27 protein-coding genes are annotated in these 26,464 nt (G+C 70.9%); 12 read left to right on the top strand and 15 right to left on the bottom strand.

All coding sequences use genetic code 11. The annotated features are described in order from the left end of the window. Window positions 1–18: 18 nt before the first annotated feature. The 4 genes from HQQ79_RS02495 (at window position 19) to HQQ79_RS02480 (ending at window position 2,502) form a co-directional block, all read left to right on the top strand. Window positions 19–657, top strand: a complete 639-nt coding sequence (locus HQQ79_RS02495; RefSeq protein ID WP_173032380.1) for a HEAT repeat domain-containing protein — start codon at window positions 19–21, stop codon at window positions 655–657. Between the two features lie 85 nt (window positions 658–742). Then, complete coding sequence (locus tag HQQ79_RS02490) at window positions 743–1,219, top strand: DUF4265 domain-containing protein (RefSeq protein WP_173032379.1); 477 nt, start codon at window positions 743–745, stop codon at window positions 1,217–1,219. A 176-nt stretch (window positions 1,220–1,395) separates the two neighbouring features. After that, entirely contained in the window at window positions 1,396–1,983 is a 588-nt protein-coding gene (locus HQQ79_RS02485; RefSeq protein ID WP_173032378.1) for a HEAT repeat domain-containing protein, read from the top strand. Between the two features lie 57 nt (window positions 1,984–2,040). Next, window positions 2,041–2,502, top strand: a complete 462-nt coding sequence (locus HQQ79_RS02480; protein ID WP_071245188.1) for a DUF4265 domain-containing protein — start codon at window positions 2,041–2,043, stop codon at window positions 2,500–2,502. A gap of 323 nt (window positions 2,503–2,825) precedes the next feature. On the opposite strand, the gene HQQ79_RS02475 is transcribed toward HQQ79_RS02480, so the two are convergent. From HQQ79_RS02475 to HQQ79_RS02465, 3 genes are all read right to left on the bottom strand, one after another. Continuing rightward, on the bottom strand, window positions 2,826–3,047 hold the full coding sequence (locus HQQ79_RS02475; RefSeq protein WP_027467239.1) for a DUF2283 domain-containing protein: 222 nt from the start codon (window positions 3,045–3,047) through the stop codon (window positions 2,826–2,828). Window positions 3,048–3,050: 3 nt separating this feature from the next. Further along, window positions 3,051–3,890, bottom strand: coding sequence for a DUF4258 domain-containing protein (locus HQQ79_RS02470; protein WP_173032377.1), 840 nt, complete (start codon window positions 3,888–3,890; stop codon window positions 3,051–3,053). Between the two features lie 348 nt (window positions 3,891–4,238). Next, a complete protein-coding gene (locus HQQ79_RS02465) occupies window positions 4,239–5,060 on the bottom strand; it encodes an aldo/keto reductase (RefSeq protein ID WP_173032376.1) in 822 nt (273 codons plus the stop codon). An 89-nt stretch (window positions 5,061–5,149) separates the two neighbouring features. Here HQQ79_RS02465 and HQQ79_RS02460 point away from each other — a divergent pair, with 89 nt between their 5' ends. Next, window positions 5,150–5,881: an OBAP family protein gene (locus HQQ79_RS02460; protein WP_173032375.1), complete on the top strand. Its 732-nt coding sequence runs from the start codon at window positions 5,150–5,152 to the stop codon at window positions 5,879–5,881. Window positions 5,882–5,942: 61 nt separating this feature from the next. On the opposite strand, the gene HQQ79_RS02455 is transcribed toward HQQ79_RS02460, so the two are convergent. Both HQQ79_RS02455 and HQQ79_RS02450 read right to left on the bottom strand, forming a co-directional pair. Then, window positions 5,943–6,404, bottom strand: a complete 462-nt coding sequence (locus HQQ79_RS02455) for a DUF4383 domain-containing protein (RefSeq protein ID WP_027467234.1) — start codon at window positions 6,402–6,404, stop codon at window positions 5,943–5,945. Between the two features lie 78 nt (window positions 6,405–6,482). Then, window positions 6,483–7,127, bottom strand: coding sequence for a TetR family transcriptional regulator (locus HQQ79_RS02450; RefSeq protein ID WP_173032374.1), 645 nt, complete (start codon window positions 7,125–7,127; stop codon window positions 6,483–6,485). Window positions 7,128–7,215: 88 nt separating this feature from the next. Between HQQ79_RS02450 and HQQ79_RS02445 the strand changes: the two genes are divergently transcribed. Both HQQ79_RS02445 and HQQ79_RS02440 read left to right on the top strand, forming a co-directional pair. After that, window positions 7,216–7,830 (top strand): GNAT family N-acetyltransferase, encoded by a 615-nt coding sequence (locus HQQ79_RS02445; protein WP_173032373.1) that lies wholly within the window; start codon window positions 7,216–7,218, stop codon window positions 7,828–7,830. Window positions 7,831–7,915: 85 nt separating this feature from the next. After that, window positions 7,916–8,272: a VOC family protein gene (locus HQQ79_RS02440; RefSeq protein ID WP_027467232.1), complete on the top strand. Its 357-nt coding sequence runs from the start codon at window positions 7,916–7,918 to the stop codon at window positions 8,270–8,272. Between the two features lie 84 nt (window positions 8,273–8,356). Here the strand turns inward: HQQ79_RS02440 and HQQ79_RS02435 are convergent, their stop codons facing one another. Continuing rightward, complete coding sequence (locus tag HQQ79_RS02435; RefSeq protein ID WP_173032372.1) at window positions 8,357–9,379, bottom strand: LacI family DNA-binding transcriptional regulator; 1,023 nt, start codon at window positions 9,377–9,379, stop codon at window positions 8,357–8,359. A 215-nt stretch (window positions 9,380–9,594) separates the two neighbouring features. On the opposite strand from HQQ79_RS02435, the gene HQQ79_RS02430 reads away from it, so the two are divergent. The 4 genes from HQQ79_RS02430 to HQQ79_RS02415 all read left to right on the top strand — a co-directional run bounded on the left by HQQ79_RS02430 (window position 9,595) and on the right by HQQ79_RS02415 (window position 14,885). Continuing rightward, window positions 9,595–11,628 carry a beta-galactosidase gene (locus HQQ79_RS02430; RefSeq protein WP_173032371.1) on the top strand — a complete coding sequence of 678 codons (2,034 nt, stop codon included), beginning with the start codon at window positions 9,595–9,597 and terminating at the stop codon, window positions 11,626–11,628. Further along, entirely contained in the window at window positions 11,625–12,539 is a 915-nt protein-coding gene (locus HQQ79_RS02425) for a carbohydrate ABC transporter permease (protein ID WP_173032370.1), read from the top strand. Before HQQ79_RS02430 ends, HQQ79_RS02425 begins: the two co-directional genes overlap by 4 nt. Continuing rightward, complete coding sequence (locus HQQ79_RS02420; RefSeq protein ID WP_216852150.1) at window positions 12,536–13,486, top strand: carbohydrate ABC transporter permease; 951 nt, start codon at window positions 12,536–12,538, stop codon at window positions 13,484–13,486. The genes HQQ79_RS02425 and HQQ79_RS02420 overlap by 4 nt, the downstream gene beginning before the upstream one ends. A 61-nt stretch (window positions 13,487–13,547) precedes the next feature. Continuing rightward, a complete protein-coding gene (locus tag HQQ79_RS02415) occupies window positions 13,548–14,885 on the top strand; it encodes an ABC transporter substrate-binding protein (RefSeq protein WP_173032369.1) in 1,338 nt (445 codons plus the stop codon). Between the two features lie 126 nt (window positions 14,886–15,011). Here the strand turns inward: HQQ79_RS02415 and HQQ79_RS02410 are convergent, their stop codons facing one another. The 4 genes from HQQ79_RS02410 to aztB are packed head-to-tail and all read right to left on the bottom strand — an operon-like array spanning window position 15,012 to window position 19,232. Then, entirely contained in the window at window positions 15,012–16,190 is a 1,179-nt protein-coding gene (locus tag HQQ79_RS02410) for a hypothetical protein (protein ID WP_173032368.1), read from the bottom strand. A 26-nt stretch (window positions 16,191–16,216) separates the two neighbouring features. Next, window positions 16,217–17,101: a metal ABC transporter substrate-binding protein gene (locus HQQ79_RS02405; protein WP_173033074.1), complete on the bottom strand. Its 885-nt coding sequence runs from the start codon at window positions 17,099–17,101 to the stop codon at window positions 16,217–16,219. Between the two features lie 14 nt (window positions 17,102–17,115). Then, window positions 17,116–18,342: an ABC transporter gene (locus tag HQQ79_RS02400; protein WP_173032367.1), complete on the bottom strand. Its 1,227-nt coding sequence runs from the start codon at window positions 18,340–18,342 to the stop codon at window positions 17,116–17,118. After that, window positions 18,339–19,232: a zinc ABC transporter permease AztB gene (gene aztB, locus HQQ79_RS02395; protein ID WP_173032366.1), complete on the bottom strand. Its 894-nt coding sequence runs from the start codon at window positions 19,230–19,232 to the stop codon at window positions 18,339–18,341. Before aztB ends, HQQ79_RS02400 begins: the two co-directional genes overlap by 4 nt. Before the next feature lie 50 nt (window positions 19,233–19,282). Between aztB and aztA the strand changes: the two genes are divergently transcribed. Further along, a complete protein-coding gene (gene aztA, locus HQQ79_RS02390) occupies window positions 19,283–19,927 on the top strand; it encodes a zinc ABC transporter ATP-binding protein AztA (protein WP_367948042.1) in 645 nt (214 codons plus the stop codon). Window positions 19,928–20,033: 106 nt separating this feature from the next. Here aztA and HQQ79_RS02385 read toward each other — a convergent pair whose 3' ends face one another. The 5 genes from HQQ79_RS02385 to HQQ79_RS02365 form a co-directional block, all read right to left on the bottom strand. Then, window positions 20,034–21,266, bottom strand: a complete 1,233-nt coding sequence (locus HQQ79_RS02385) for an MFS transporter (protein ID WP_173032365.1) — start codon at window positions 21,264–21,266, stop codon at window positions 20,034–20,036. Between the two features lie 7 nt (window positions 21,267–21,273). After that, the gene (locus tag HQQ79_RS02380; protein WP_367948041.1) at window positions 21,274–22,704 is read right to left on the bottom strand and encodes a M20/M25/M40 family metallo-hydrolase; all 1,431 of its coding nucleotides are present in this window, start codon (window positions 22,702–22,704) and stop codon (window positions 21,274–21,276) included. Window positions 22,705–22,882: 178 nt separating this feature from the next. Next, the gene (locus HQQ79_RS02375) at window positions 22,883–23,620 is read right to left on the bottom strand and encodes a copper homeostasis protein CutC (RefSeq protein ID WP_071245156.1); all 738 of its coding nucleotides are present in this window, start codon (window positions 23,618–23,620) and stop codon (window positions 22,883–22,885) included. Continuing rightward, window positions 23,617–25,191, bottom strand: coding sequence for a M81 family metallopeptidase (locus HQQ79_RS02370; protein ID WP_367948040.1), 1,575 nt, complete (start codon window positions 25,189–25,191; stop codon window positions 23,617–23,619). The genes HQQ79_RS02375 and HQQ79_RS02370 overlap by 4 nt, the downstream gene beginning before the upstream one ends. After that, window positions 25,184–26,368, bottom strand: a complete 1,185-nt coding sequence (locus HQQ79_RS02365) for an ROK family transcriptional regulator (protein WP_173032364.1) — start codon at window positions 26,366–26,368, stop codon at window positions 25,184–25,186. The genes HQQ79_RS02370 and HQQ79_RS02365 overlap by 8 nt, the downstream gene beginning before the upstream one ends. Window positions 26,369–26,464: the final 96 nt, after the last annotated feature.

Below are 26,464 nucleotides of genomic sequence, written 5' to 3'. Positions count from 1 at the left end.
GGCGTCGATCGACCTGTGGTGATCGAGACCAAGGAATGGCGCTCGCCGCCCCACGCTCCCGAGGACCTGATGCCGCTCACACCACAAGAAGCCGCCGAGCAGTCGGCGATCCTGGCCGACCTCCGGGCGCTGGGGTACGACTTCTCGAACCTGTCCGCCTTCGCGCAATCGGGTGTCCGGTACAAGGACGCGGTGCCGACGCTGCTCGAGTGGTTGCGGAAGGCGCGGACGCCGATGATGCAGGGGGTGATCGCTCATGCGCTGACGAACCCGTCGGCAAAGGGCGCAGCCATGCCTGCGCTGATCGGGGCGTTCCGGAACTTCACCGACGAAGCGGACACACGCTGGGCGGTGGGGGCCTCGATCGAATCAGCGTACGTGGACACGTACTTCGACGACGTGGCAGCGCTCGCGCTCGACCGGAACTACGGCGATGCTCGCCAGATGGTGGCCCTCGCGCTGGGGAAGTCGAAGCGGCCTGAAGCGGTCGATGTCCTCCTGCAACTCATGGACGACCACGACATCAGCGGGCATGCGGTCTTCGCACTGAGCAAGCGGTCGAACCCGCGAGCGCGCGAGGCCTTGGAGGAGAAGCTGACCGATGACCGCCCGTGGGTGCGGAAGAAGGCTGCGCTCGGGCTGCGGAAGATCGGGTGATACGGTCAGGCCGCGTGAAGCGGTCATCCATCCACGACGAGGGCCAGCGCCCGTGTGTTCGTGGCGTCTCGCTGGAGAAGGTCGCTTGACCGCACCTGACCCAGCTCGATGGGCGTTGCACCCGAACCCGGTGTGGGCCGGCCGAGTCGACTTCGTCGCAGACGCGATGATCGCTGAAGAGCCGACGAGTCCCCTTCGATTCGAGCAGCTCCTCTTCCGGGACCTCGGTGACGGCCTGCACCAGCTCTGCTGCATCCCGTTCTTCACGTACGGCTGGTCGCTCGGTGATGGAGTGCGTCTTGAGGAGCGTGAGGGAGTCGGTCCCACGCCGACTGCAGTTCTCGAACGAAGCGCATTCTGGGTTCTCCGAGCTTTCGTTGAGAGTGATGACGCAGCCGCAGCGCTCCTCGAGCTGTTGCAGCGGAATGACGCGCTCGTGGAAACGCGTGGACGTCTGGTCGCGTTCGCGGTCGAGGGTGCCCAGAGACTGGCTGCTGTCCGAGAGGGACTGGAAGCTCTGCAGCGTCCGGGTTTCCTGTCCTACGAGACCGGCTGGCTCTGACCCCGCTCGTTGCGGGAGACTGCTCCTCGTGTCGATCTTCATGGAGGAGCGCTTCCGGCAAGCCAGAGCGGCGTCGATCGACCTGCGGGGTACGACGGTCTGGGCGATCCTCGACCTCCCGCCGGGGCACAGCAGCTCGTGAACCGAAGTCGCCGCCCCACACTCCGGAGGACCTGATGCCGTTCACTGCAGAAGAAGCCGCCGAGCAGTCGGCGATCCTGGCCGACCTCCGTGCGCTGGGGTACGACTTCTCGAACCTGTCCGTCTTCGCCCAGGCCCGGATTCGGTACAAGGACGCGATCCCCCTGCTGATCGAGTGGCTGGGGAAGGCGCGGACGCCAGCGATGCAACAGGACCTCGCTCATGCGCTGTCGAACCCGTCGGCAAAGGGCACGGCCATGCCTGCGCTGATCGATGCGTTCCGGAACTTCACCGACGAAGCGGACACACGCTGGGCGGTGGGGGCCTCGATCGAATCAGCGTACGTGGACACGTACTTCGACGACGTGGCAGCGCTTGCGCTTGATCCTCGGTACGGACGTGCACGGCAGATGGTGGCCCTCGCGCTGGGGAAGTCGAAGCGGCCCGAAGCGGTCGATGTCCTCCTGCAGCTGATCGACGACCACGACATCAGCGGGCATGCGGTGTTCGCGTTGAGCAAGCGGTCGAACCCTCGAGCGCGGGCGGCGTTCGAGGAGAAGTTGACCGACGACCGCCCGTGGGTGCGGAAGAAGGCTGCGCTCGGGCTGCGGAAGATCGGGTGAAGTGCGCCATCTGACGGACCGGAGGCGACCAGCTCGAAGGGGAAAGGAATCGTAGGAATGCCGGACTACACCGTCGTCACGCACGAGAACCCAGTGCTCGGCGTCGAGAAGGTCGTCCGGGTGGAGCTTGACCCGTCGTGGGACACGATCCGCTACGAAGACCTGACGATCATCGTCCTCGACGACGGCCGCAACGTTGTCAGCTGCGTCCCCTTGTTCGCGAAGAACGTCCATCTCGGAGACATCATCAAGACGGTCGAGAACACTTCGACCGGACAGCTCGAGTACGGAGGACGTGTCGACCGGGGGCAGTCTTGGGTCTTCAGGATCAGTCCTCGTGATGAAAGCGCCTTCCGCATCGCTCACGATGTCATCCACGAATTCGGCGGCGCCGTCGAGACGTGGGGCTCGATCACAGGAGTAGCGATCCGAGGCGACGCGGCCGCCGACCGGTTCGCGGACCGGTTGCAGCGGCTGGAAGACGACGGACTCCTCGAGTACGACACCGCAGAGCGCTGAGCGGGCGAACGTGTCATGGGGTGGCGAGCCCCTGATGCGGGACAGCGTCCGATGCTCGCGGCCCCCGCACCCGGCGAACGATCGACCGGTTCCGGACACCGACCTGGAGGCGCGACGTACTGCCGCTGTTGTCGCGGCTGCGGGGCTACTGTCGCGCAGGGTCTCACCAGCTCCTGCGCGGGCCTGAGCTGAGACGAAGCTCCTCAACCATCGACCATGAGAGACAGCCGGTCGTTCAGCAGCACGCCCGTCGGGGCTCACACGCTCAGTTGAAACACCGAAGGGGCCGCGACAGGAGGTTGTCGCGGCCCCTTCGGATGGCGTCAGGCCTGAGCGGCTGCGAGGACTTCCTTCGGCAGCACCTTGGTGGCGCCCAGAACCTCGATCCCGAGGAGCAGCCCGTTCTCGTCGAAGTCGAGCGTCACCTCCCCGAGCTCGCCGGGAGTAGCCAGGGAGTGCAGCTGCCGTGCAACAGCTCCGTCTGCGATCTCGTCGACGAGCGAGATGTACGCCGCGTCCACGGTCTGGTCGTAGGTGATGCGCATGGTCTAGCCCTTCGTGACAGTGATGACGTTGCCGGTCTTGTTGTCAACGATCACCCGAATCTTGTTTTTACCCGAGCCCTGAGTGAAGACGGAGGTGCCCTTGTTCCCCGCCGTCTTCTTGCCGTTCTGAACAACCTGCTTGATCATGGCTTGGCTCACACCGCGGGCAGCGGCCCGCGAAGCGGCATGAGCACTGATACGTGCCATTACCAGCAGTGCGGGGATCCAGAACGGGTCTGCGACAACGGGGAAGGCCGTGCTGGACGTGAACGCCACGTGCTGCACGAGGGTTGAATCGCGAACCTCGTAGGAAGTAGCAACGCTTCCACCTGCTGCGTCCACCGCCCAGGCGGGCTCGAAGAACCCGATGAGATCGCCATCTCGGTTGCGTACGCTCACACCGCCGTCCTCCAGCGGGATGAGCTCAGTGTCGTCTCCGACCTCGAACGCGTACTCGGTCGGTGCTGCCGCTGATTCGATGTGCAGTAGTGCCCGGAAAGTACCGCTGCCCGTCGCCTGGACGGCGGTCGAGAAATCGTCCCCCTCAGTGACTTCGAGCGCGAGGTCGCCGTTGGCTTCGCCGTCACGCTCGTCTCCGGGAAGTGCAATCGTCAGCTGCTCCTGCCCCAGGGCCGGAGCAGAGACGGCGGCGCCATCGCGCTCCAGTTGCCCGCTCAGTGCCGGCGCGGTCGACGACACCGGCGTGGACTGTTGCGCAGAAAGCGCCCGGCGCAGCGCATTCTCCTGCGGCCCTAGCGCTTCATCCGCAGTTGCAGGACCAGCCGCTGCCAGAACCAACGCCCCCGTCAGCACCACTCCGAGTGAACCCAAACCAAGCTTCATGACACCCCTCGCGTCCGGCCGCGTCCATCGCAACCTGTATATATACACAGCATAGGGGGAAGGGGGTGAGCCTGGGGGGCGGTCACCAGAGAGAGCGTTGCATCGCAGCTGCCTACCGCTCGCGCGACCGGTAGTCGATCGTCCAACAAGACCACACGCGGTGCAGTCTTCGATAGCTTGGAGCGGTGACTTACGACCGGTACGAGCCCTTCCGGCTGAGCACGGTCGACGCGGACGGAGGCACGGTGCGAACGCACGGCGGGTGAGGCTCGCCCGTGACCTGGCCGTGCGTCGACCGGAGGCGCGGTGCCAGCTGGCGCCGCGCCTCCAGTCCGGGGTGGGGCCGCGTCAGTTCGCGGTGTCCTCGAGCGCGTCGAGCGCGGCCACGTCCTCGGCGGCGAGCACGAAGTCGACGTCGGCGTTCTCGGCGATGCGCGACGGGGTCGTGGACTTCGGGAGCGGCAGGACGTCCTTCTCGAGCAGGTAGCGGATCGCGACCTGGGCGACGGTCTTGTCGTACTTCGCCGCGATCTCGGCGATCTGCTCGTTCTCGAGCAGTCCGCCGGTGGCGAGCGGGGAGTAGCCCTCGGTCAGGATGTCGTGCTCCCGGTCGAAGGCGGTCGTCTCGTCCTGGGTGTTGCCGATGAACCAGCGGATCTGGTTGGCGTGCGGGACGACGTCCGTGCGGCCGAGCAGGTCCTCGAGGTCGGTGACGGCGAAGTTCGAGACGCCGATGCTCTTGGTGCGGCCGGCGTCGTAGAGCTCCTCGAAGACCTTCCAGACCTCGACGTTGCCGTCGCGGTGGTCGGAGCCCATGTCACTCCAGGGCCACGGCGCGTGGATCAGGTACAGGTCGACGTGCCCGAGGTCGAGGTTGCGGCTCGACTCCTCGAAGGCGTCGCGGGCGCCCGAGGCCGTCTTGATCTCGGCCGGCAGCTTCGTGGTGATGAAGAGTTCGTCGCGGGGGATGCCGCTGTCGCGGACGGCCTCGCCGACGCTCGCCTCGTTGCCGTACGCCAGGGCGGTGTCGATGTGGCGGTAGCCGAGGTCGAGGGCCGTCTTCGTGGCGTCGTACGCGTCGGAGCCGGAGGGGATCTGCCAGGTACCGAAGCCGATCTTCGGGATGTGCAGACCGTTGGACAGGGTGAACGTGTCGATGAGTGCGGGCATGCAGCGGACAGTACGCCGCAACCGCACAGCGTTCCGAGGGGCTGCCGGGTTGCATGGCGCCCACCTCGAGCGGACGGAAGGACGCCCCCATGCCCCTGAACCCCACCGTGCACGACCGGAAGACCGGTGTCACCCCGCCCGGAGCGGCCGGCGGCTTCGAGCTCGCCCTGCTCGACCGCGGCGCCGCCGTGCTGCAGACCTCGGCGCCGCTGCGGGGCTTCGACGTCTACGTGGTCGGCTTCCACTGCGTGAAGGGTGAGCCCGACGTGCAGATGGAGGCGCACCACTTCTGCAAGGTGGTGAACGCCGAGATGCTGCAGTGCGTGCTCTTCGACGGCAACACCGCCGATGCGAACCTGATCGGCATCGAGTACATCGTGTCCGAGCGGCTCTTCGACTCCTTGCCCGAGGACGAGCAGGCGTCGTGGCACCCGCACAACCACGAGGTGTTCTCCGGTGAACTCGTCGCCCCGGGCCTGCCGATCGGGGTGGAGACCGAGCTGATGGGGCACCTGGTGAACTCGTACGGCAAGACCTGGCACACCTGGCACAGCACCCCGATGGGCTCGCAGCCCGCACACGACCTGCCGATCGGCGATCCGATGCTCATGTGGTCGTTCAACCGCGAGGGAGAGGTGGACAGCGCGCTGCAGCAGGACCGGAACCAGGCGATGCGCACCGATCCGGAACCGCGCAAGCAGTCGCGGGCGAAGTACCTGGACCGCGCCCACCCGCAGCGCGGTGTCGGCGCGATGCGCGACGCCTTCACCGGCACGACCCCGACCCCGGGTGTCGTCGACGCGGACGACGGACGCCCCTGACGACGGACGGGAGGCCCGTGGCGGTGTCGCCACGGGCCTCCCGTCCGGTGTGTGCTGCGGTTCAGCGCGCGGTGCGCGTCCCGATCCGCGGCAGGACGAAGCCGAGCACGATCATCGCGACGGCCAGGAAGGCGTGCAGCACGTTGTCCGCGCTGTTCAGCGGCACGAAGTTCGCGCCACCGGCCATGCCCGCGGTGAAGAGCCCGTAGACGAAGAGCACCGCGTAGACGATGCCGCCGGCGACGAGGTACAGGCGTGCGGAGGCTGCACGGCGGGCGGCGAGCAGCCCGACGATGCCGAAGAGCAGGTGCACGATGTTGTGCAGGACGGACACCTGGAACAGGCCCAGGAGCAGGGCCATGGAGCCGTGGCCGGCCATGGACATCGAGCCCATGTCCATGGTGAGTCCGGGGATGAACCCGGCGATGCCGACGATCAGGAAGACGACACCGAAGACGAACGCGCCCCGCTGGGTCCACGTCGAACCGGAGGTGGTACGTGCGGTTGCTGCGCTGCTGGTCATGATCAGCCCTCTTTTCTGTACGCGCCGCAGTGTGCGGCACACATGACATTCGGAGCGCTTCCCCGGTCGGTTTGCAGGTCAGTGCTCGGCGGTCACGGCGGCGGTCACGACGGCGCTCACCGCGGTGGTCAATCCGCGCACCAGCAACGCCCGCGATCGTGCGGTCGCGGTGCCGTCCGGATCGCTCCACGCGGCGCGGGCGAGCCCGTCCACCAGGGTGATCACGGCGTCGGCGACCACGGGCACCGGCTCGGACGGCGCCGCCCCGTGCCGCGCGGTCCAGCGCTCGATCCCGGCCACCACGCCGTCGCGCCAGAGCCGTCGTTCGGCGTCGAGCAGGTCACCGTCGCCGTCCGGGGCGAGGGCCGTCGCGCTGAGGGCCTCGAGCACCCGGAACCGCTCGGGCTCGCGCCGCACCAGGTCGAGGTAGGCCGAGATCCCCGCCTCGAGCGCGGCGGCGAGGTCGTCGTGCTCGTCGGCGGCCGCGAGCACCGGCGGCAGGACCGCACGCGCCTGCCGTTCGAGCAGCGCGACGACCAGGTTGCGCCGGGCGCCGAAGGCGTAGTGCACGACACCGTGGGCGACGCCGGCTCGGGCGGCGACGGCCCGGGTGGTGAGGCCGCGCAGGCCGTCATCCCGCACGACCAGGGCGGCGGCGTCGAGCAGTTCCGCACGCCGGTCCTGTCGGCTGCGGTACCCGCGCGTCTGCTGCTCGTCGGTCATCACAGGAAGCGTACGGGGCGCGTGCAGGACCGGCCGCGAAGATGAAGTCGGCCAAGTGGCCAAATCAGCGAGCACCCGAGGAGTCAGCATGGAGACCGTCGTCCGAGCAGCAGGACCCGCCGAGCTCGAGGCGGCCGCAGCCGTCCTCGCCGAGGCCTTCGCCGACGACCCGGTGCTCGCCGAGTTCCGGCCGCCGCGACCCGGCGAGGACCGCCCGGCCGTGCTGACCGGGCTGTTCGCCGCGCTCATCCGGTCGGTGCCGATGCCCGCGCGTCAGGTGGACGTCGCCACGATCGGTGACCGGGTGGTCGGCGCCGCCTTCTGGCAGGCACCCGGTCGGCAGCCCGGTGGCGTCCGGGCCTTCGTGCGGCAGGTGCCGGCGTTCCTCCGGGCCCTGGGGATCAGCGGGGCGCTCCATGCGCTGACCCACTTGCGCCGCATGGAGCGCGCCCGGCCGGTCACCCCGCACTGGTACCTCGCCGAGATCGGGGTGTCGGCGTCGGCGCGTGGTCGGGGCATCGGCGGACTGCTGCTCGGCCACGCACTCGAGCGCGCGGACCGGACGTCGGACGGCGCGTACCTGGAGTCCTCCACCCCGGTGAACCGTCGGCTGTACCGACGGCACGGGTTCACGGACGGTGCGCCGATCGCGGGGTTCCGAGCGGCGACCCCGATCAGCATGTGGCGTCCGGCGGCCGGCTGACCCGGCACCGGGGGACACCGAGCCTGTGCCCCCGCGCACGAGCGCTGCCTACCGTCCACGGCACACCACGACGAGAGGAAACACCATGGCAAGTGGAGTCGCAGCAGTCTGGGTCCCGGTCAGCGACATGGAGCGCGCCGTCGCGTTCTACCGCGACACGCTCGGTCTCACCGTCAAGGACCAGTCCGACGACTGGAGCGAGATCGACGCCGGTGGCCTGATGATCGGCCTGAACGGGCGTGAGTCCGCCAGCCAGGCGAGCGACGGCGGCGCCGTCGTGTCGTTCCAGCCGGACGGCAGCATCGAGGACGAGGTCGCCGCGCTCAAGGAGCGCGGCGCGGACATCCAGGGCGAGATCAGCGAGCACCCGTGGGGCAAGATCATCCCCTTCAAGGACAGCGAGGGCAACGACCTGCAGCTGTACTCGCCCCCGCAGGGCTGACCTGGCCGGGTGCCGGACGCACCCATGGACGGACGGGAGGCCCGTGGCGACGCCGCCACGGGCCTCCCGTCCATTCGTGGCCGGCTACGCGGACCCGCGCCAGACGACCTCGGTCGGCAACAGCAGACCGCGTGGACCGTCGTCGGTGCCGCCGATCTGCTCGAGGACCTGGTGCGCCGCCTGCTCGCCGAGCAGGCGCGCCGGCTGCCGGACCGTCGACAGCTGCGGGTCGCACCGCAGCGCCCAGGCGCTGTCGTCGAACCCGACCACTCCGACGTCACCCGGCACGCTCCGGCCGCTGCGCTGCAGGACGTCCATGGCACCGGCGGCGACGGCGTCGGACGCAGCGAACACCCCGTCGATGTCCGGGGCGCGCTCGAGCAGCTCGCGCATGCCCTCGGCGCCGGCGGTGTAGCTGAACAGGGGGTTCCTGGCGACGAGGTCGGGGTCGAAGCGCTCGCCGAGTGCCGCGGTGAACCCCGCCAGACGGTCCTGGCCGGAGTCGCGGTCGAGCCCGGACGCGAGCATCCCGATCCGGCGTCGACCGGTGTCGATCAGGCGCCGGGTGATCTGCTCGGCTGCGGCGCGGTTGTCGATGCCGATGTACGAGATGTTCGCGGCGTCGGACGGGTGCCCGACGAAGCACGCGGGCATGCCGATCTCCTCGATCGCGCCGGTGATCGGGTCGCCGTCGCGGGCGGACAGCACGATGGCGCCGTCGACGAACCCGCCGCGCAGGTACTCGACCACGCGCTCGCTGTCGCGGGCGGAGTCGACCATGATCGTGACGAGCTGCTGGTCGGCGTCGGACAGCACGGCGTTCGTGCCGATCAGGATGTTGCCGATGTTGGGGTCGTCGAGCACCACGACCGAGGGTTCGTGGACGATGAGCGCGATCGCCCCGGAACGCCGGGTTACCAGGCTGCGGGCGGCGGCGCTGCGCACGTAGCCGACGCGTCGGACGGCGTCCTGCACGGCCTCGCGCGCCTTCGGGGACACGTACGGCTCGTCGTTGAGCACCCGTGAGACGGTGCCGCGCGACATCCCCGCTTCGTCGGCGACGTCCTGGATCGTGGCGCGCTGACGAGCGGATCGGACCTCGGACATGGGGCAACCATATCCGGCGCTGAGGAGCCCTCGGAACGCCTTGCAGTTGACAGGGTGCAGCCGCTGGTGTTTGATCTGGGAGCGCTCCCAGAAACATCGGCCCCGATCGGCCGGCGCGGACTGGGAGCGCTCCCAGAACACTGGGTGGCCTTCGCCGTCGAAGGGGTCGCACGCGACCGAGGCGGCCGGGGTCGCCCCGATCAGCGAGGATCCCCGTGACGACCACCACCCTGCCGACGACCGCCACCGGCGCGCTCGGCCTCGGCTCGACGGGCCTCGCGTTCGGGTGCGACTACAACCCCGAGCAGTGGGACCCCGAGGTGTGGGTCGAGGACGTCCGGCTCATGCGCGAGGCCGGCGTGAACCTCGTCGCGATCAACGTCTTCGGCTGGTCGCACGTCGAGCCGCGGCAGGGCGAGTACGACTTCGCCGCGCTCGACACCGTCATCGAGCTGCTGCACGCCGCGGGCATCGGGGTCGACCTGGGCACCGGCACCGCCTCGACACCGCCGTGGCTCACCACCCGGTACCCCGAGGTCCTGCCCGTCGTCGCCGACGGCACCACCCGCTGGCCCGGTGGCCGCCAGGCGTTCTGCCCGAGCTCCCCGGTCTACCGCGAGCACGCCCTCGCCCTGGTCCGCGCCACCGCCGAGCGCTACGGCGACCACCCCGCCGTGCGGCTCTGGCACGTGTCGAACGAGCTCGGCTGCCACAACGCGCACTGCTACTGCGACGTCTCCGCCCAGGCGTTCCGCGGTTGGCTGCAGGACCGGTACGGCACGGTCGACGCGCTCAACGCCGCCTGGGGCACCTCGTTCTGGAGCCAGCGCTACTCCGCGTGGGAGCAGGTGCTGCCGCCCCGCGCGACGCTGTCGTTCACGAACCCGGCGCAGACCATCGACTTCGACCGGTTCTCGTCCGACGAGCTCCTCGGCCACCACCGTGCCGAGGCCGCCGTCCTGCGCGAGCTGAGCGACAAGCCCGTCACGACGAACTTCATGGTCGCCGCGCACATCACGGCGCTCGACTACTGGTCGTGGGCCGGCGACATGGACGTCATCGCGAACGACCACTACCTGGACCACCGCCTGCCCCAGCCGCACGTCGAGCTCGCCTTCGCCGCCGACACCACCCGTGGCCTGGCCGGCGGTGCCCCCTGGCTGCTCATGGAGCACTCGACGGGTGCCGTCAACTGGCAGCCGCACAACGTCGCGAAGGCCCCGGGCGAGATGCTCCGGAACACCGCGGCGCACATCGCCCGCGGCGCCGACGGGGTCTGCTTCTTCCAGTGGCGCGCATCCGTGCAGGGCAGCGAGAAGTTCCACTCCGCGCTGCTGCCGCACGCCGGCACCGAGTCGAAGACCTGGCACGACGTGGTCGCGCTCGGCGCCCTGGTCGAGCGGCTCGGCGAACTGCGCGGCTCCCGCGTGGTCGCCGACGTCGCGCTCGTGTTCAGCTGGGAGAACCAGTGGGCGGCCGACCTGGAGGCCCACCCCAGCACCGCGCTCCGCTACCTGGAGCAGGTCCACGCGTTCCACGCCGCGCTCTGGGACCTCGGCGTGACCGTCGACGTCGTCGCCCCCGGGGCACCGCTCGACGGGTACGCGCTCGTCGTCGTCCCCGAGCTGTACCTGGTCCGCGACGAGCACGCGGCCGTCATCGCCGACCACGTCGCCGGCGGCGGGCACGCGATCGTCAGCTGCTTCAGCGGCATCGTCGACGAGCGCGACCGGGTCCGCACCGGCGGCTACCCGGGCGCCTTCCGCGACCTGCTGGGCGTGCGGGTGGACGAGTTCCTCCCGCTCGCCGCCGACGCCACGATCGCGCTGTCCGACGGCACGACCGGCAGCGTCTGGTCGGAGCCGGTCGAGCTGCGCGGTGCGACGAGCGTCGTCGACTACGCCGAGGGCCCGCTCGCCGGCAGCCCGGCCGTCACCCGCAACGAGCACGGCGCCGGGACCGCCTGGTACACGTCCACGGTGCTCGACGCCGGTGCGCTGGGCGGGTTCGTCCACCGCGTCCTCGACGAGGCCGGGGTGCGCGCCGACCCCGCCGTCCGCCCCGGACTCGAGGTCGTGCGTCGCCGGGACGACACCCACGAGTGGGTCTTCCTGCTGAACCACTCCGACCGCGCCGTCGAGCACCACGAGGTCGGCCACGAGCTCGTCGCCGACCGCCCCGTCACCGGTACCACCGCCATCGCCCCCGGCGGGACCCAGATCATCCGCACCGACAGGAACCGCTCATGACCACCACCGCACAGTCGCCCAGCGCGACCCGACGACGCCGGGGCGGCGGGTTCCGCTACCGCCGCGCGATCGCGATCTTCGTCCTGCCGTTCGCCGTCCTGTTCACGGCGTTCTACCTGGTCCCCATCTTCTACGCCGTGTGGGAGTCGCTGCAGAAGATCGAGCGGCAGGGCACGTTCGGCGCCCCGACGCAGGTCTTCGGCGGACTGAGCCAGTACGCCCTGGTGTTCCAGGACGGCGAGTTCTGGAGCTCCGTGCTCCGCGTGCTGCTGTTCGGTGTCGTGCAGGTGCCGGTGATGCTCGGGCTCGCGCTCCTGTTCGCCCTGCTGCTCGACTCCCCGCTGCTGCGCGGCAAGCGGTTCTTCCGTCTGGCGTTCTTCGCGCCGTACGCGGTCCCCGGCGTCATCGCCGCGATCATGTGGGGCTACCTCTACGCCCCCGACCTGTCGCCGTTCTCCGCGGTGACGTCGCGGGTCGACCTGCTCGGCGGCAGCACCGTGCTGTGGGCCGTCGCCAACGTCGTGACCTGGGTCTACGTCGGCTACAACATGCTCATCATCTACTCGTCGCTCCTCGCGATCCCCGCCGAGGTGTACGAGGCGGCGAAGCTCGACGGTGCGTCCCAGCTCCGGATCGCCCTGTCGATCAAGATCCCGCTCGTGGTGCCGGCCATCGTCCTCACCGCGGTGTTCTCCGTCATCGGCACGCTGCAGCTGCTGACCGAGCCGACCGTGTTCCGCCAGTTCACCTCGACCATCTCGTCGACGTTCACGCCGAACATGCTCGTCTACTCGACGTCCTCGGTGCCGAACTTCAACCTCGCCGCGGCGTTCTCGGTCGTCCTCGCCGTCGCCACGTTCGTCCTGTCGATCGGGTTCCTCCGACTGACCCAGCGGAAGGCCGCCGAATGACCGTCAACGCCCCGTCCCAAGGTGACCTCGTCCACGACGCCGGCCGACCGCTCGAGCCGAACCGGGCCTCCCGTCCGCACCAGCGCGGAGCGCGCGGTCCCCGCGAGAGCGTCATCTCGCGCAGCGCCGCGATGATCGTGATGGGGGTCTTCACCCTCTACTTCCTGCTGCCGATCTTCTGGCTGCTGGTCTCGTCCACCAAGACCGCCGCGAACTTCAACTCGACGTTCTCGCTGTGGTTCAGTGCCACCTCGGTGCAGGACTTCTTCGGCAACCTCGTCGAGCTGTTCACGCGGCAGGACGGCATCTACCTGCGCTGGCTGCTGAACAGCATCGCCTACGCCGGGGTGGCCGGCCTGCTCGGCACCGTGCTCTCCGCGATGTGCGGGTACGCCCTGGCCAAGTTCCGGTTCCGCGGTCGCGAGGTCCTGTTCAACGTGTTCCTCGGCGGCGTGCTCGTGCCGGCGACCGCCCTGGCCCTGCCGCTGTTCCTCATCTTCAGCCAGGTCGACCTGACCGACACGTTCTGGTCGGTGTTCCTGCCGAGCATCGTCAGTCCGTTCGGCGTCTACCTGTCGCGGTTGTTCGCGGCGTCGAGCGTGCCGGACGAGATCATCGAGGCCGCCCGCATCGACGGCTCCGGCGAGGTCCGGACGTTCTTCACCGTGGCGGTCCGGCTCATGTCGCCCGCGCTCGTGACGATCTTCCTGTTCCAGTTCGTCGCCGTGTGGAACAACTTCTTCCTGCCGCTCGTGATGCTCCGCGACTCGTCGCTGTTCCCCGTCACCCTCGGCCTCTACACGTGGAACTCGAGCGTGAACCAGTACCCGGACCTGCGCACCCTCGTGCTCATCGGGTCGTTCGTCTCGATCATCCCGCTGCTCATCGCCTTCCTGAGCCTGCAGCGCTTCTGGCGCTCCGGCCTGGGCTCCGGCGGCCTGAAGTAGCCCCTCGACCCGCACCCCTTCCGCACCAGCTCTCCCCACACCACATCCGAACGGAAACAGCATGAAGACAACGAAGTTCCTCAGCGTCGCCGCGATCGCCGTGGCCGCCACCGTGGCCCTCGCCGGCTGCAGCACCGGCGGCAGCAGCAGCGGCGGCGGATCCGACACCGCGGCCGCCAGCTGCAAGCCCTCGGACGGCAAGGTCACCCTCGACTTCACGACCTGGGTGCCGAACATGGACAAGGTCGTCGCGATCTGGAACAAGGCCAACCCGGACATCCAGGTCAAGGTCTCGATCGTCGCGAACGGCAACAGCGGCACCTACCAGAACTTCTTCAACCAGCTGAAGGCCAAGCAGGCGCCGGACATCGGCCAGGTCGAGTACGACACCCTGCCGGCGTTCCGCGTGCAGGGCGGCCTCGAGGACATCGGCGCGTGTGCCGGCATCAGCGACGCGAAGAAGGACTTCTCCGACGGCCTGTGGAACCAGGTGACCTTCGGTGAGTCGAAGTCGGTCTACGCGGTGCCGCAGGACTCCGGTCCGATGGCGCTGTACTACCGCAAGGACCTGTTCGAGAAGGCTGGCCTCGACGCCCCGAAGACGTGGGAGGAGTACGCCGAGGACGCCGTGAAGATCAAGGCGCTCGGCGGCAACATCACCAACTTCGCCAAGGGAGACGTCAACCAGTTCGCGGGGCTCGTCTCGCAGGCCGGTGGCCAGTGGTTCGAGAACTCGGGCCAGGACTGGAAGGTCAACCTGAACGACGACGCGTCGAAGAAGGTCGCCGACTACTGGCAGGACCTGATCGACAAGAAGCTCGTCAACACCCTGCCGAGCTTCACCGACCAGTGGAACAGCGCCTACGACAGCGGCAAGGACTGGACCTGGGTCTCCGCGGTCTGGGGCGCGAACACCATCTCGAGCGGTGCGCCGTCGACCTCGGGCAAGTGGGCCGTCGCGCCGATGCCGCAGTGGAAGTCCGGTGAGACCAAGTCGGCCGCCTGGGGCGGTTCGTCGAACGTCGTCTTCGCGGGCAGCAAGCACCCGGCCGAGGCGTCGAAGTTCCTGGTCTGGCTGAACACCTCGACCGAGGCGCTCTCCGCACTGAACAAGGAGGCCAACCTGTACCCGGCCTCGACCACCGGCGCCGACCTGCCGGCCCTGACCGAGGGCCTCGACTTCTACGGCGGCCAGAAGATCTACGAGGAGTTCGCCACCGCGGCGAAGGACATCCAGCCATTCACCTGGGGCCCGACGATGACGCAGACCTACTCGGACGTCTCCGACGGCTTCGGGCAGGCGGCGTCCGGTTCGGGCACGTTGGCCGAGGCGCTCGAGTCCGGGCAGTCCAAGACCATCGCGGCGCTCAAGGCGCAGTCGATCCCGGTCAAGGGCTGACGGACGGCGGCTGACGTCGCGCGGTCCACGCGCTGACAGCGGACAGGAGGCCCGTGGCGGGATCGCCACGGGCCTCCTGTTGCGTCTCGGGCTGTGTTTCGTGCCCCGTCGCTCGCTCGCTCGTCGCTACGCGACCGCGATCTCGTTGGGCACGCCCGGCAGCTCGTCGCTCGAGGCGATGACCTTGCCGGTGGTCAGGTCGACGGCGTGGACCTTCTGCTCGGCGGGGTCGGTGACGTAGGCGACGTCACCCTCGACCTTCAGGGCCGGGTGGGCGTCCTGCCACTCGGTCGGGCCCTCCCACGCGTCGATCACCGGGTACGACTCCAGCTGCTCGCCGGTGGTCTCGTCGAAGGTGTGCAGGGCGCCGTCGTCGCCGAGCACGACGGCCTCGTCGCCGGGGCCGCGGGCCAGGTCGCGGAACGTGAAGCCGACGCCGTCAGGCATGTCCGCGACGGTGTACTCGCCCGAGGCCGCGTCGATCAGGGCGATCTGGTCGAGCAGGTAGCCCTCGCTGTCGGGGTCGTCGTTGTAGTCGCCGACCGCGACGGACGAGTCCTCGGTGGTGAACAGGTTGCCGGTGCGGCCGTACTCGGTCGGGGCGTCGATCTTCTCGAACGCGCCGTCCTGGTAGACCAGCGCACCGTCGGTGCAGCCGAACACCGCGACCTCGCCCTTGACCGCACCCTCGCCGTGCACGTCGGGGCACTCCTCGGACCGGGTGGTCTCCTTGCCGTCGGCGTCGAGGGCGCGTACGCCGGAGCGGCTCTCCTCGGTGCCGATGGTGGTCAGGAGCGTGCCGTCCTCGAGCTCGATCGCGACGCCGTGGTGGGCGGCCTCGGACTTCGTCGTCTCGACCTCGGGCAGGTCGGCGCCGTCGAGCTCGGTGTGGTCGAACGTCGTCACGTCGCCGGTGCCGTCGGCGAACAGGGCGGTGCGGTCGCCGTGGACGACCGCGTGGCCACCGGTGTCGGCGGGGAACACCGCGTCGGTCAGGGCGGGCTCGGCCTGCGTGTCGAGGACCCGGAAGCCCTCGGGCACGGTGACGAGCACGTGGCGTCCGTCACCGGCCGGGTTGACCCGGGTGAAGCCGTCGATCGCGTCGTCGGCCACGACCCGCAGGTCCTGGTCGAGGACCAGCAGGCCGCCGTCGTAGGTCAGGGTGATGCGGGTCCCGTCGGCCTTCGGGCTAGCAGTGCTGTCGGACCCGGCGTCGGTGTTCGTGGCGCACCCGGTCAGGGCCAGGGCGGCCGCACCGAGCAGGGCGGCGGGCCACACGGCCCGGAGCGTCTTCGTGTTCGTCATGCCGCTCACTGTATTGATTCTCATTCTCAATTACTAGTCGACAGGCCGTCGACGATGGCGTCGGTGTTCGAGCGCATCATGCCGAGGTAGGTGGAGGCGTCGCCGTCCTCGGTGAGGGACTCCGTCGCCAGCGGGCGGATCTCGACGTGCAGGTCGACCTCTTCGGCCAGCACCTCGGCCAGTCGCGCGGGCTGCGAGGCGTCGGCGAAGATCGTCCGGACCCCCGCCTCGTCGATCGCGTCGGCCAGGTCGCGCAGGTCGGCGGCGCTCGGGGAGGCCAGGGTGGTCCCGCTCGGGATCACCGCCCCGACGACCCGGAACCCGTAGTGGTCGGCCAGGTACCCGAACACGTGGTGGCTCGTGACGAGGGCCCGGCGTTCCTCGGGCACGGTCCGGAACGCGGTCGTCATCGTGTCGTCCAGGTCGCGGAGCTCGTCCAGGTAGGCGTCGGTGCCGGTCGGCTCGATGCCGGCGTCGCGCAGGTCCTGGTCGAGGGCCTCGACCACGTCGACCATCCGGGCGGGGTCGGTCCAGAAGTGCGGGTCGGGGCCGCTGTCGTCCTCGGTGGTCCACTCCAGCGGGTCGAACGCGTCTCCGGCAGTGGAGACCGGCACGCCGTCCTCGGCCGCCGCCGCGACGTGACGGGCGACCCCTTCTTCGAGCCCGAGCCCGTTCTCGACCACCAGGTCGGCGCTCCGCAGCCGGGCGGCTTCCTGCGCGGAGACCTCGAACGAGTGGGGGTCGGCGCCCGGGGGCATGAGGACCATGACGTCGGCCTGGTCCCCGACGACTTCGCTGACGACGTCGCCGAGGATGTTCGTGGTCACCGCGACGAGGGCCCGGTCGGAGCCTGTGGTGGTGCACCCGGTGGCGACGAGGGCGACGATCGCGGCGACGAGGCCCGCGGTCAGGGCCCTGGTGCCCGTCACAGTCCGACCTCGGCGAAGGCGACGGGGGCGACGGGGAGCTCGATCGTGCGGGCAACCCGGGCGCCGTCGGCGAAGTCGATCTCGTGCACGGTGCCGTCCGCGGGGTCGGCCAGGTAGGCGCGCTGGGCGTCGAGCTGCAGCAGCGGTGCGGGGTCGTCGAGGCCGGTGTCGCCGGCTCGGGCGTCGATCAGTGGTTCGGTCGTGGCGACCTTCCCCGTCGCAGCGGTCACGACGACCACCCGCCCGGAGTCGTCGACCCCGACCACGTGCTCGTCCTCGTCGTCCACCGCGACCACGGCGCGCAGGGGGCGATCCGTCGGCACGAGCCGCCAGGAGCCCTGTCGTACGTCGAGCAACCAGAACCCGGTGGTGCCCGCCAGGCCGGCGACGGTGGGCCGGCCAGCACGTGCGGCGAAGGCCGTCGGACGCTCGGCGCCGTCGGGCAGGTCGACGAACGAGGTCTCGCCGGTGTCGTCCACCACGACCGCTCCGTCGGCGCAGCCCACGACGGCGCCGGCGCGGGTGACGATCCCGCCGGCGGGGTCGGTGCACGCTTGCTCAGCGGTGTCAGCGGTGTCAGCGGTGTCGGTCGCCTCGCCGTCCTGGTCGAGCACGCGGACCGTGTCGCCGTCGGCCGCCACGAGCTGCTCGCCCATCGGCAGCAGGACGCTCGCGTCGATCCGGGCGGTCTCGTCGACCTCGCCCTGGCCCAGTGCCTCACGGTCGAGCACGACGGCCTCGGCCCGGTCCGGCCAGGTGATCGTCGTCATGGTCTCGGACGAGTGCACCGCGACCCGGCCGCCGCCGTCGATCGTGCCGACGACCCGGGGCTCGGCGGCGTAGTAGTGCGTGTGGTCGCCGTGGTCGACCGTCCAGGACCCGCCGTCGACGATCGTGGTGCGGTCGGCACCGCTCGTCACGACGAACCGGCCGTCGGTCGCCGAGTGCTCCGGTGCGTCCACGTCCTCGAGTTCGGTGGTCTCCTCGGTGAGCAGGTCGTGCAGCGCGGTCGCGCCGGTCGCCGACACGGCCAGGAGGCCCACCTGGGGTTCTTGGGACTCGCTCGCGCCCGCCACGTAACCGTGGGGACGGGCGGTGCCGGTCGAGCTGTCGGCCGACGGGGTGCCCGTGGAACAGGCGGTGACGGTGAGGGCCAGGCCGGTGGCGAGGCCGATGGTGGACAGGAGGCGCGCGGGGGCGCGGCTGGTGGTCGAGTGCTTCATGCTCCCTCTCGAGACGGTGCGGCGGATCGTGGTGCTGCCGGCGCGGCCGCGCGCGCCGGTGTGGGGATCGGGGTGCGCCGCAGGACGACGACGGCCAGGGCGCGCGAGACCACCACGCTGCCGACGGCGACCGCGGCGATGCTCGCGCCGGCGGCGGTGCCGGCGTGCCAGGAGACGAGCAGCCCGACGAGCACGGCGGCGGTACCGATCCCGGCGCCGAGGAGCATCGTCGAGGCCACGTGCCGGGTCCAGGCGCGGGCGGCGGCCGCCGGCGCGAGCAGCAGGCCAACGACGAGCAGGGTGCCGACGGCCCGGTACGAGGCGACGACCGCCAGGGTGACGAGCCCGATGAGCACGACCTCGGCCAGGCGTGGGTGCAGTCCGAGCGTCGTGGCCTTGCGGGTGTCGAACGCCAGCGCGGTGAAGGGTCGGTGGAACGCCACGGCGACGGCCAGGGCCACGGCTGCGGCGATCGCGAGGCCGCCGACGTCGGCTCGGGTGACGGCGAGGACGTCGCCGAACAGGATCGCGGTGACGTCGGTGGCGAACGACCGCGAGGACGAGACGATGATCACACCGAGCGCGAGCATCCCGACGAACAGCAGGCCGATCGAGGTGTCGTACGACAGTCGGGCGCGACGTCGCAGTGCCCCGACGCCGAGCACCATCACGCCCGCACTCACCGCGGCACCGAGCACCGGCGGGATCCCGGTCAGGGTGGCGATCGCGACGCCGGGCAGCATGCCGTGCGACAGCGCCTCGCCCAGGAACGCCATGCCCCGGACCAACACCCACGTGCCGACCACGGCGCAGAGGACCGCCGCCAGGGAGCCGCCGGCCAGGGCGCGCGCCATGAAGTCGACGGAGAACGGATCGGTCAGCCAGGTCACGGTCCGAGACGCTACATGAAAACGAGTATCGATACTGATAGCGTGCTCAGGTGCCTGCGACCAAGTCGACCGAGCCGACTGATCCCCGATCCGTCGTCCACCTTGACCGCGTGACGGCCGTCCTCGGCGACCGGACCGTCCTCGACACGCTCGACGTGACGTTCCCCGCCGGGGCCGTCACCGCGCTCACCGGACCGAACGGATCCGGCAAGTCGACGCTGCTCGACGTGGTCGCGGACGTCGTGCGGCCGACCGCCGGGCGGGTGACGGGCCTCCCGTCCGACGGCGTCGCCTACGTGACCCAGTCCGTGCCGCCGACCACGCTCCCGCTCACCGTCCGCGCGGCCGTCACGATGGGGCGGTGGCGGCACCGCGCGTGGTGGCGGCCGCTCGGACACGCCGACCGGGCGATCGTCGATGCGCAGCTCGAGCGGATGGCGATCACGGACCTCGCCGACCGGCCCGTCGAGGAGCTGTCGGGCGGGCAGCGTCAGCGGACGCTCGTCGCGCTCGGGCTGGCGCAGCGTGCCGGGGTGCTGCTGGTGGACGAACCGACCGCGGGGGTCGATGCCGAGTCGGCGGCGCTCGTGGTGGCGGCGCTCGCCGACGAGGCCGCTGCAGGGGTCGTGGTCGTGCACGCGGCCCACGACCCCGCCGCGATCGCCGCGGCCGACCGCGTCGTCACCCTGACCTGACCGATTCCGCAAAACACCGGTGTTCGCCCGTTGAACCGCGGTCTGCGCGTGTTCAGTGCGCGAACACCGGTGTCTTGCGACCGATCCCGACCCGTCCCGACCGGCGTCAGGGGCAGGCGACGGCCACCGGGACGGTCGGCGTCGGCTCGGCCGAGACCGGCTCGACCACCGGCACGGCACTCGACTTCCGCAGCCCCATGGCGACGAGCACGACGGCGCCGACGATCGCGACCCCGCCGGCCAGCCAGAAGTCAGCAGCCAGACCGAACGACGACACCGCGGCACCACCGAGCACCGAACCGGCGGCGATCGCGAGCTGGATCGTCGTGACGAACAGCGCGAGCCCGGTCTCGGACCCGGCCGGCGACGCCGTCGACATCCACGTCTGCATCCCGAGCGGCAGCGCACCCCACACCAGGCCCCACACGACGAGCAGCACGAAGACCCCCACGACGGAGTGGGCGAGCAGCGGCAGCAGCACGACGGCCGCCGCGAGCACGAACTTCGACGCCCCGATGGTGCCGAGGACACTGCGGTCGAGCGTGAAGCCCGCGGCGAAGTTCCCGACGATGCCCGCGACGCCGAACACCAGCAGCGCGATCGTCACGGTGTCCGGGCCGACGCCGACGAGCTGCTGCAGGTACGGCGCGATGTAGGTGTACGCGGCGAACTGGGCCGCGAAGACGAAGGCCGCGGCGATGAGCCCGACCCGGGCACGGGGCACGCGGAGCAGCGACCCGAGCGTGGCGAACCGCACCCGCTGCTGCGCGGGGATCCTCGGCAGCATCGCCAGCTGCAGGACGAGCGCGACGACACCGAGCGCCCCACCGATCACGAAGCCGAGACGCCAGCTGGCGAGCGACGACACCAGGGCGCCGAGCGGCAGGCTCACGACGGTCGCGACGGAGACGCCGGCCGTGATGAGCGAGGTCGCGCGGATCGTCAGCTCCGGCCGGACGAGTCGCCCGGCGATCCCAGCGCCGATGGCCCAGAAGCCCCCGATGCCGACACCGAGCAGCATCCGTGCGATGAGCAGCACCCAGAACGACGGCGCGATCGCGGCGAGGCCGTCGGCGACCACGAGCAGCACGGTCAGGGACACGAGCACCACCCGGCGGTCGAGTCGCGAGGTCAGGACGGTGACGACCGGTGCCGCGACGGCTCCGACGAGTCCGGTGGCGACGACCATCAGGCCGGCGGTGCCGATGCCGACGTCCAGGTCGTCGGCGATGGCGGGGAGCAGTCCGATGGGCAGGAACTCGGACAGGACGAGCACGAACGACCCGAGTGCGACGGACGTGACGCTGAGCCACCCGCGGCGCGCTGCTGACGATGTCATGGGGGCATCAAGCCCCGGAGTGCGACGATCCATTCCCGGCCTCGCCGAGTCCGCTCCACAGGTGCGCGATCGTCGCCGCACCGTCGAGCAGGGTGCGCAGGTCGACGCTCTCATCGCTGGCGTGCCAGTGGTCCTCCGGCAGCCCCGTGCCGACGAACAGGACGGGGGCGTCGAACACCCGGCCGAGCAGCTCCGCGGGACCGCCCCCGGCGTTGCCCATCCGCCCGGCGGTCTCGGTGCCGTGCGCGAGTTCCATCGCCCGCACGAGCGCGTCGAGCTCGGGGCCCGACGGGGTCACGTACGGGTCCTGGCCGGTCTCCTCGGGGATCGTCAGCTCGTAGGTCACCCCGTCGGGCATCGTGTCCCGGACGAACCGGCGCAGCTGCTCGGCGACGGCCTGCACCCGCTGCCCCGGCACGGTCCGGATGCTGATCTCGGCCGTTGCCTCACGCGGGACCACGGCTCGTGGGAACCCGGTTGGGTCGCCGGCGAGCAGGGTCAGCACCTCGATCGACGGTCGGGCCCAGAGCCGCTCCTCGACCGAGTACCCCGCCTCGCCGGTGATCGCCCCGGTCTCGGTGCGCTCGACCCAGACGTCGGCGTCGAAGTCGAGTGCCTGCAGCTCGGCGCGTCGTTCGGCGTCGAGCGCGTCGACGTCGTCCAGGAACCCGGGGATCGTGATGCGGCCCTGGTCGTCGTGCAGGGCCGCGAGCACGGTGACGAGGGCGAGCACCGGGTTGGGAGCGGGACCGGACACGGCACCGCTGTGGACGTCGCGCGCTGGCCCGGTGACGGTGAGGGTCGCGCCCGTCATGCCACGCATCGACGTGACGACGGCGGGGTTGCCGGCCTTCCACTGCAGCGTGTCCGAGAACACGACGACGTCGCACGCCAGCCGCTCCTGCTCGGCGTCGAGCAGGTCGGCGAAGTGGCTGGAGCCGAGCTCCTCTTCTCCTTCGACGAGGAACTTGAGGTTCACGGCCGGGGTGCCGTCCGGTCGGGTGGCGAGGTGCGCGCGCAGCCCCCACAGGTGGGCGAGCACCTGCCCCTTCGCGTCGGACGCCCCGCGCCCGTACAGGCGTCCGTCACGAAAGACGGGTTCCCACGGCGAGGTCTCGTGCCACTCCTCGGGCTTCGCGTGCCGCACGTCGTGGTGGCTGTAGACGAGCACGGTCGGCAGCGCCGGGTCGACGAGCAGCTCGGCGTACACGGCCGGTGCGGGACCGGCCTGCAGGACCTCGGTCTCGAGGCCGACCTCGCGCATCGCTCCGGCCAGCCAGTGCGCGGACCGTTCGACGTCGATCGCGCGCTCGGGTTGCGAAGCGACGGACGGGATCCGCACCCACTCGCTGAGTTGCCGCACCAGGTGTTCGCGGCGCTCCTCGAGGAACCGCGCGACCTCGGCGCGACGGGTGTCGGGTTCGGTGATGTCGGTCACGGGAGCGGACACGGTTCTCCGTTCGGTCAGGTGGTGCCGACCGTAGGAGCGGGTCCCTCCGGGTGGTCCCGGATTGGCCTGGAGGCGCGGTGCGCGTCCGCCACGCGCCGCACCACGGACCCGGTGCGGGTCCGTGGACCCGGTGCGGGACCGGGACCCGGTGCGGGTCCGGAACGACTCAGGCGTCGAGCGCGCGCCGCGCGGCCGCGACGACCTCGGCGTCGGTGACGAAGTGCGCGGAGCCGTCGTCCCCGGCGCCCATCGGCACCCCGGCGTGCGTGCTGTCCGCGGCCGGTCGCTTGGCCGACAGGTGCACGGCGGCGGCGCCGGTGGCGAGCAGCGCGCGGACGTCGGCGGGGGTGACCCCGGCGCCGGCCATCACCTGTACGGGCCCGGCGGCCTCGACCATGCGTGCGATCGTCTCGGCGCCGGCGACCGCGGTGGGGGCGGCACCCGAGGTCAGGACGCGGGTGAACCCGAGCGCCGCGAGCGACCCGGCAGCGGCGACGGGGTCGGTCGCGTGGTCGATCGCGCGGTGCAGGGTGACCTCGGCGGTGGCACTGACCGAGCGGGCGGCGTCCACGAAGCGGCGGAGGGCGTCCTCGTCCAGGGTCCGGTCGGGGCGCAGGGCACCGACCACGACGCCCGCGGCCCCGGAGCGCAGGACCGTGCGGACCTCGCGCACCATGAGCTCGACCTCGTCGGGGGAGTGCACGAACCCGCCCGGACGGCAGCGGACCAGCGCGTGCGCCGGGATCCCGGTCTCGTGGGTCGTCTCGACCAGGGCCTGCGACGGGGTGAGCCCGCCGAGCTCGAGCCCGACGCAGAGTTCGACGCGGTCGGCGCCGCCGTCCCGCGCGGTGATCGCACCCGCCGGTGAGGTGACGGCGATCTCGAGTGCGGCGGTGGTGCTCATGCAGGGGCTCCGAGCGGTTCGTTGGAGGCGGGGACGATGCGGGCGCGGAGGTCCGGTGCCGTCGGGAACACTCGATCGTAGGGGAACATCGGCCGCTCGATCCTGTGGTGCCCGAGGCGCAGCAGGTCCTGGTCGACACCGCCCGGGGTGAGCGCGAGCATCCAGTCGGCGGACATGTCGAACAGCTCCGGTTCGAGGTACCCGATCTTCACGATGACGACGTCCGCCTGCCGCGGGGCCAGGTCGAGATCGGTGAAGTCGTGCTCGTGGTGGTACGGCTTCCGCAGCTTCGTCAGGATCGCGAAGACGCTGCCGACCTGCAGCACGACCTCGGTCTCGGCGTCGCGGTCACCGTGCTTGATCGCGTGCACCCGGCCGGTCATCGTGATCGGGCCCGCGTGCACGTGGTCGACCTCGGCACCGGCGGTCACGGTGATCGTCGCACCGACGCCGGCGTCCACCGCCGCGGCGACGGCGGCCGGTCCGGGCACGCTCGCGTAGATGACGGTCGGGCCGGACGGGTCCTGGAACTCCGGGCGGGCGAGCACCTGCGTCAGGCCCCAGGTCATGTCCCCGGAGCCGCCGGCCGTGGGGTTGTCACCCGAGTCCGAGACGAAGTACGGCTTCGCGGCGCCCGGGGCGAGCGCGGCGTCGAGGCACTCCTCGAACGTGCCGGTGGGGGCGACGAACACGAAGTCCTCGCGGACGTCCCAGAACGCACGTGCGAGCCGCTCGGCACCGGCTGCGACGGCGGCCTCGTCCCACCCGGTGACGACGGTGACGGCCTGGTCGCGGGGCTGGTCGGCCCACGCGTACCCGACCCAGATCGCGGCGTCGAGCACGCCCGCGGTCTGCTCGACGAGCGGGACCTGCGCGTACAGGGACTTCGCCGGCTCGAGACGGGTCGAGGTCTGCTCGCCCGGCAGCAGGACGGGGATCGGGATCCAGGCCTTCACGGGGCGCTGCGCACCGACGGGGCGTTCGGTGAGCACGTCGACGAGGTTCCGGACGGCACGCTCCTTCGTCTCGAGGGTGTCCTCGTGCGGGGCCATCCGGTAGCAGGTGACGAGGTCGACCCGGTGGGCGAGCTCGCGCGTGACGTTGCCGTGCAGGTCCATCGACGCGGACACGATGACGTCGGGGCCGACGACCGCGCGGATGCGGCCGAGCAGGTCCGTCTCGGCGTCGTCGAGTCCCTCGACCACCATCGCGCCGTGGATGTCGTACCAGAGCCCGTCGACCGGACCCAGCGCACGCAGCCGCTCCACGATCTCGTCGGCCAGGGTCTCGTACGACGCCCGGTCGACGATCCCGCCGGGCAGCGCGTGCCCGATGAGTGCCCCGCGGAAGTCCGCCCGGTCCGCCATGGTCGCCAGGAACGGGTAGCGGGCGACGGCCTCCTCGCCGCGGTCCGGGTGGAACGCGGGCGCGTGGGTCCGGGTCGGCGTGAACGTCGACGTCTCGATTGCGAGCCCGGCGATGGCGATGACGGGGCGACGGACGCCATCGGCGCCAGCGGTGCTGGCTGCGGCGACGGGGACGGCTGGGGTGACGGGACCGGTCTCAGACACGGACGCTCCTGTTCCTGGTGGTGGACTGGGGGATGGGCGCGGAGAGCTCCTCGAGCGAGGCGGCGAGGCCCCGCTGCAGCGCGAACTGCCCGGCGCCGACGAGCCCGGCATCGGCGCCGAGCGACACCGGCTCGATGGCCAGGTGCTGGGTCATCAACGGGTGGCAGCTCTCGTAGAGCTGGCTCCGCACGGCGGCGATGAACGGGTCGAGGGTCGACAGGATGCCGCCCAGGTACACGGCGTCCGGGTTGAAGAAGTTCACGTTGGCGGCGAGCACCTCGCCCAGGTACCTGCCCGCCATCCGGACGGCACGGGTGGCCTCGGGGTGCGCGTCCGAGGCGAGCCGGACGACGTCGGCGGTCGAGGCGACGTCGACCCCGGCGTTCGACAGGATCCGGACCAGGGCGGCACCGGACGCCACCGTCTCGAGGCAGCCGGTGTTGCCGCACGAGCACGGGGTGTCCCCGGCGGCGTCGATCCGCACGTGGGTGATGTCCCCGGCGGCCCCGGTCGACCCGCGGTAGAGCCGACCGTCGATGACGATGCCCGCGCCGATCGCCGACCCGGCCTTGATCGTGATGGTCTGGCGTCGAGCCGGGTCCTGCACGGTCTGTTCACCCGCCGCCATGCAGTTCGCGTCGTTGTCGACGATCGCCGGCAGGCTGAACCGGTCGCTCAGCCACGCGGCCACGGGGAACCCGTTCCACCCCGGCATCCGGCTCGGCAGGTCCACGACGCCGGCGACGACGTCGACGGGCCCGGGCAGGCTGAGCCCGACGCCCCGCAGCCCCTCGCGACCACGGTCGTCGGCGAGCCGCTCGAGCAGCGCGGCCAGGCGCTGGAGCCCGGCGGTCGGACCGTCGGAGAGCGCGAACGGGACGTTCGCGACCGACTCGAGCGCGCCTCCTGGCAGGACCACGCCGATGCGCGCGTGCCCGCCACCGACGTCCGCGGCGACCGCGTACTCGTCGACGCCGCCGATGCGGAGCACCTTGCGGGGGCGACCGCCGGTCGAGACGTCGGTGCCTTCCTCGGCGAGGATCCCGTGCTCCAGGAGCTGGCCGACGACGTGCGAGACGGTCGAGGGGGCGGCTCCGAGCACCTTCGCGATCTCGGTCCGGCTGGCGGCCTGCCCCGAGGCGACGAGCTCGAGGACGCGGGCGCTGAGATCGGCCACGACTTTCTCCAATCCGGGCGGAACGGGAGCGGAACACCGGTCGGTGGTCCGTTCTGCCGCGAGCCTACGGGGCGGATCGAGCGGTCCACCCTTTCG

It is taken from the genome of Curtobacterium sp. VKM Ac-2852 (assembly GCF_013205045.1).
In the GTDB taxonomy this organism is placed as follows: Bacteria; Actinomycetota; Actinomycetes; order Actinomycetales; family Microbacteriaceae; genus Curtobacterium; species Curtobacterium flaccumfaciens.
Note: the sequence above shows the minus strand (reverse complement) of the source record. Positions and strands in the feature narration are given on the sequence as shown.